Here is a 4,554-nt window from a genome sequence, read left to right as displayed (position 1 = left end):
ACTCTCCAGCAGTAATTCCAACACCTTCCTTTTGTCTGTAACCTCAGCAAGCAGTCCGGAGAAATCAGCACTTTCGTTCTGTTCCCTCTCCATGACTACGGAGGCGAGGTGTTGCAGCAAGTCTACCATGGAGAACGGCTTGAAAATGCAACCGTCAAAGCCAGCATCCAGCAGAGCCTGTCTGTCGCCATCCTCTCTGGCGGTCATCGCCACCACCGGTACGGTTCGGGAATTGCCTATGCGTGATTTACGCAACAATTCCAAGACTCTGTAACCATTGGTGTCGGGCATCTGAATGTCGGTCAGCACAAGGTCGAAGTCCTTATTTCTCATCTCCTCAAAGAGTTCTTTGGCATTGATGCAGGTCTTGCACGAGACACCGTTACGCTCCAGCATCTCCTTGATTACCTCCAACTGCAAAGCATCATCGTCAATGGCGATTACGCAACCAGGAAGGTGATGCGAGATATCAGCCACTACCGTTTCCTCTTCCACACTCTCATCGGTTACAGGCAGAGGCAATTTAACAGTGAAGATCGTTCCTGCACCTTGCTTGCTCTCCACCTCAATCGCTCCACCAAGCAGAGTGACAAGACCTTTGGTGATAGGCAGACCAAGACCGTAGCCATCGGCATTATTCTCATTTGTAGTACGCTCGAAGGGTACATATATGCGTTTCATCATATCTTCGGAGATACCGACTCCCGTATCGCTTACCTTCATTGTCAGCCAGCCATTCTCATACGAAGCCTTGAAACATACATTTCCCTCGGATGTGAATTTGACAGCATTGGTAATGAGATTGTTGATGATACGCCCTATCTTATCCCTGTCGCCCTTTACCGTAACATTTGTATTGGTGTAGCGATGTTTGAATTGCAGACCTTTCTCCTTTATCATGTGTGATACACTATCGGCAATTCTCTCCAACGACTCGTACAGGTGGAACGGGACGGGATTCGGAGTCTCCTTGGCTTCATCCAGACGATAGACATCAAGGAGGTTATTTACAAGGTGCAGTACATGCTTGCATAGAATGGTAATGTTCCTGAGCTTGTGGTTGCGTCTCTTCTTGTCCCTCATATCCATAGCCAGCTCTGCGTTACCGCTGATACCATTGAGCGGGCCACGAATATCGTGTGATATGGTCATGATAATCTTGTTACGCATTTCAAGTAACTCAGCATTCTTGCGGTTACTTGCCTCCAATTTGCGACGACCACGCTCTTTACGCCCGTAGTCACGCATAATGACGATGTATGAGAGCAGCAGAGCAAGGAAGATGAAGGCTGTTATGCCACCCAGCCATACTTTTGTCCGTTCACGGGTTTTGATGATCTGTTCTTCACGCTCTTGAAGGTCGGCTGTAACACGCTCATCCAATACCGTGATGAAATTTTTCAGTTTCAGGTTGATGTTGAGATTACGCTGTGCCAGACTGTCTGCCGTTTCCGATAATCTCCGGCTCTGCTCGGATTGTTTCCTGATGACATCCCTATTGAGGGTGTAAAGTTTCGTAGAAGTTGTGGATTGAGGCGGAGTCTTCTCCTTTTTCTTGAATAGTCCCAAGAAACCGCCTTTCTTCTTAGGTGGCTCCTGTGTACTCTCATAAGCGATGACGGGGACACGCTCGGCAAGTTCTTCGCCGAGTTCCACTTGTTGTTCAAACAACTGGGAGATATTGAATAGTTGGATTTCTTTCTCTGCCATCAGATGCCGCAGACTATCTATTCGTTCATCCGAATAGAAGTTCTTGAACTCGCAGAGAATGCTGTCGACCTTTAACCTCTTGACACGATAGAGTGCGGTGTCTGCCTCCTCCCATTCAAGGATTGTCTCACCGAACATCGTAAGGTCGAGCATATGCACGTATGCCTCGTGTACACTTTGCCGGAGTTCGTGAATCTTTTTCACTTCACGCTCCAATCTGTCCATCTGTCGCCATTCGTGCAGGTACGTATATACGATACCACCAATTAGGGCGACAATAATAGTATAGCCTAAGGCTAACTTTCTTTGAATCTTCATTGCGTCCTATATTTAAGGCTCGGGTTAGTCCGAACAGTTTATCATACATGCCTTGGAGCGCAAAATTACTAATAAAGCAAAAAATTAAGGCGACTTTATCATTTTTTAATAGCTATTCAAGGCTGTGATGTAATATAAAACGCTAAAAATGTTGGCTATATTGTTATAAAAGTGGGCAATAGCATAAAAAAAGCCATCATATTTGTGTTAATATGACAGCTACTATTAATTATACCATTATCGGATTGACCTTCATTGTCGCAAGGTTTAGATAGAGTCCGTGATGCTCTATCATACCGTGTCGGAACATCTTCCAGAGGATATTGCAGCCAAGCTGTGCCAATGTGGAGTTGATGAACAGGTCCTGCTTCTCCAATGCCTCGGCAAGTGAACAGCTCGGACCGGAGTCATCTTCCTTGATTCGGGCATACTTCACAAGTTTGGTAATGACCTTTAATGACGGTACGGTCTGGTAAATTTGTGAGGTAGGTTGCTTTATCTTCTTTGGGATACTGCCCAATACGACCTGTCCCGATGTTTGCGTATTGCCGAAGTCAAGCCAATACAGAGGTGTCTGATAGTTCGTATAATTGTACTGTGGCAATGCTTTGAGTACATTCCAGAGGTCTATTCTCGACTTTATATTGTCCGTACAGGTGATAGTGATATTGGCAAGATGTTCCTGTCGTACATCTTTCATATTGGAGGGATAGAATGCCGGCACAGCCTTCCAGTCATTTCCGAAGAAGTTGTTGATGCGTGTTATCAGGCAATTCGCCTTATTCAGTCCCAAGTCGGAATATCCGAAGAGTTGTCGCCCGATATTGGCTTCGGTAACAATGTCGGGATCGTATAGTGTTACGAATAGTCCCGGATGTCCGAGAGCACGAAGTGTTACATCCAATCGTGCAAGGTTTGTCAATACTTGCGAGCCTGTACCTCCACCACCTATAAGGTTTACCGTTACGGGGTGTTGTGGATTGAGCAGATAGCTGTCGGTATAGTGTACTCTTTTCATCGTAGTATATCTTTAAGTTTCAAATTCTTTAGAGGCTTTAACTCTTCGAGGTTGAATGGAGCATCCTTTGCTGCCTTTGTTACCAGTACAAGGTTGCTCTTTGTGGGATTTCCGTTACCTCCGAGGTGTGAGAACTCCGTGAGCCAGAACTTCTTCTCCCAGTACTCAAGTAATTTGTCGTAGGTAATCTCTGTCGGCTTGTCAATCTTTGCCGAGCCGAGACAGACGCTTGACCCCGTGACATTGAAGAACGGAGCCGCGTAAAGTTCCGTTTCTGGCTTCAGTTCCTTGTCTATGTATGCGTAGATATTCATACGCTCATCACGCACCTCATATATGACACCGGGCAGGTTATACTCGGCATTCTCAATATGTAGCGACTCCTTGAAGAACATCATACGCTTTTGTGGCGGGTTGTACCAGATATATTTCTCGTAGCCCTTGCGTGTATCACTCCATAGCATATTTGTTGGGATGCGACCATGCGGTGTGCTGCTGTGCCTTTCGGAATATCCCTTTATCAGTTCGTTGATGAAGTCCACCGTTACGGGACGGCCTTCGCTCATGGCTCCCTCATTATCTATGCTCCTTACTTCAAGTAAGTATGTATCTCCTCCATCTGTGGAGTATGCTATCAATGCCGCACGGGGGTGCAGCATCGTATTTATCTGCTTGGTAAGTTTGTTGGTATCCATAATCTTATCTTATATAATAGATGAATTGGTCCGCCCACTTGAAGAACCTTTCGGGATAGGTATCTTCCAATGAGAACGGCTTTTCTGTATGAGGTGTAACCTCGAATGTAGAAATCGGAATAATGTCGTAAGAGTTATATAGATTTTGCGTGAGATGATCTTCAAGATAATCAGTCAACATATCGAAATCATATACAACCCTTATTTGCTGTTCCAAGCCTACGGGAAGGACATCAGGCTCTTCATCATAGAAAGGATCGTATGCGTAATACATAATTGACTTATTAGGTGTAATGAACTCCAATCCTTTCCTCATCAACTCTATCAAACCTTGCTCAAAGCCATTTTTGCAGTCATAATCTTCAATGGCTCTCGGCAGGTTCTTGTAGTAGGACTTGCGCCATACCCTATCGAGGAGATTGTACGCCTTTCCACCTTTCTTATAAGAGCGTATCAGCCGCTCTCTTTTCTTACGTTCTTCCGGTTCTTCATCTTCCGGAGGATCGGATATCCATTCCAAAATGCAATCAACATCATCCTCGTCATTGATTGTCGAGAATCCGTTTGCCTTCATTAGATTATGAATGAAAGTAATAACGATTCGTCTAAGCTTAGAATTAAGATTCTCCACAAACCTCATAGGGAAATAGTATAGCGTATATTCTCCCCAGGTATGTGTCTGCCACAGATTAAAGTATAGGCGACCGCCATCCTCCTCGTAATTGAGATTTATGCCATCGCCTTTAATGGTATCCATCTCGTGATATAGGTTGGATATGCTTTCACCTATACTTCTACCGGGCGTATGCTCCA

The 4,554-nt window shown here is 45.1% G+C and carries 4 protein-coding genes; all 4 read right to left on the bottom strand.

Going from position 1 to position 4,554, the window contains the following annotated elements; translation table 11 throughout:
* Nucleotides 1-2,028 (bottom strand): ATP-binding protein (locus NW211_RS13610; RefSeq protein WP_258328241.1); only part of this gene is annotated, 2,028 nt, incomplete at its 3' end.
* A 229-nt stretch (nucleotides 2,029-2,257) separates the two neighbouring features.
* Entirely contained in the window at nucleotides 2,258-3,046 is a 789-nt protein-coding gene (locus NW211_RS13605; protein ID WP_258328240.1) for a PRTRC system ThiF family protein, read from the bottom strand.
* Entirely contained in the window at nucleotides 3,043-3,744 is a 702-nt protein-coding gene (locus tag NW211_RS13600; protein ID WP_258328242.1) for a prokaryotic E2 ligase family D protein, read from the bottom strand. Before NW211_RS13600 ends, NW211_RS13605 begins: the two co-directional genes overlap by 4 nt.
* A 1-nt stretch (nucleotide 3,745) precedes the next feature.
* Nucleotides 3,746-4,554 (bottom strand): hypothetical protein (locus NW211_RS13595; RefSeq protein WP_258328239.1); only part of this gene is annotated, 809 nt, incomplete at its 5' end.

This window comes from Barnesiella sp. ET7 (assembly GCF_024733785.1).
Lineage (GTDB): Bacteria > Bacteroidota > Bacteroidia > Bacteroidales > Barnesiellaceae > Barnesiella > Barnesiella merdigallinarum.
Note: the sequence above shows the minus strand (reverse complement) of the source record. Positions and strands in the feature narration are given on the sequence as shown.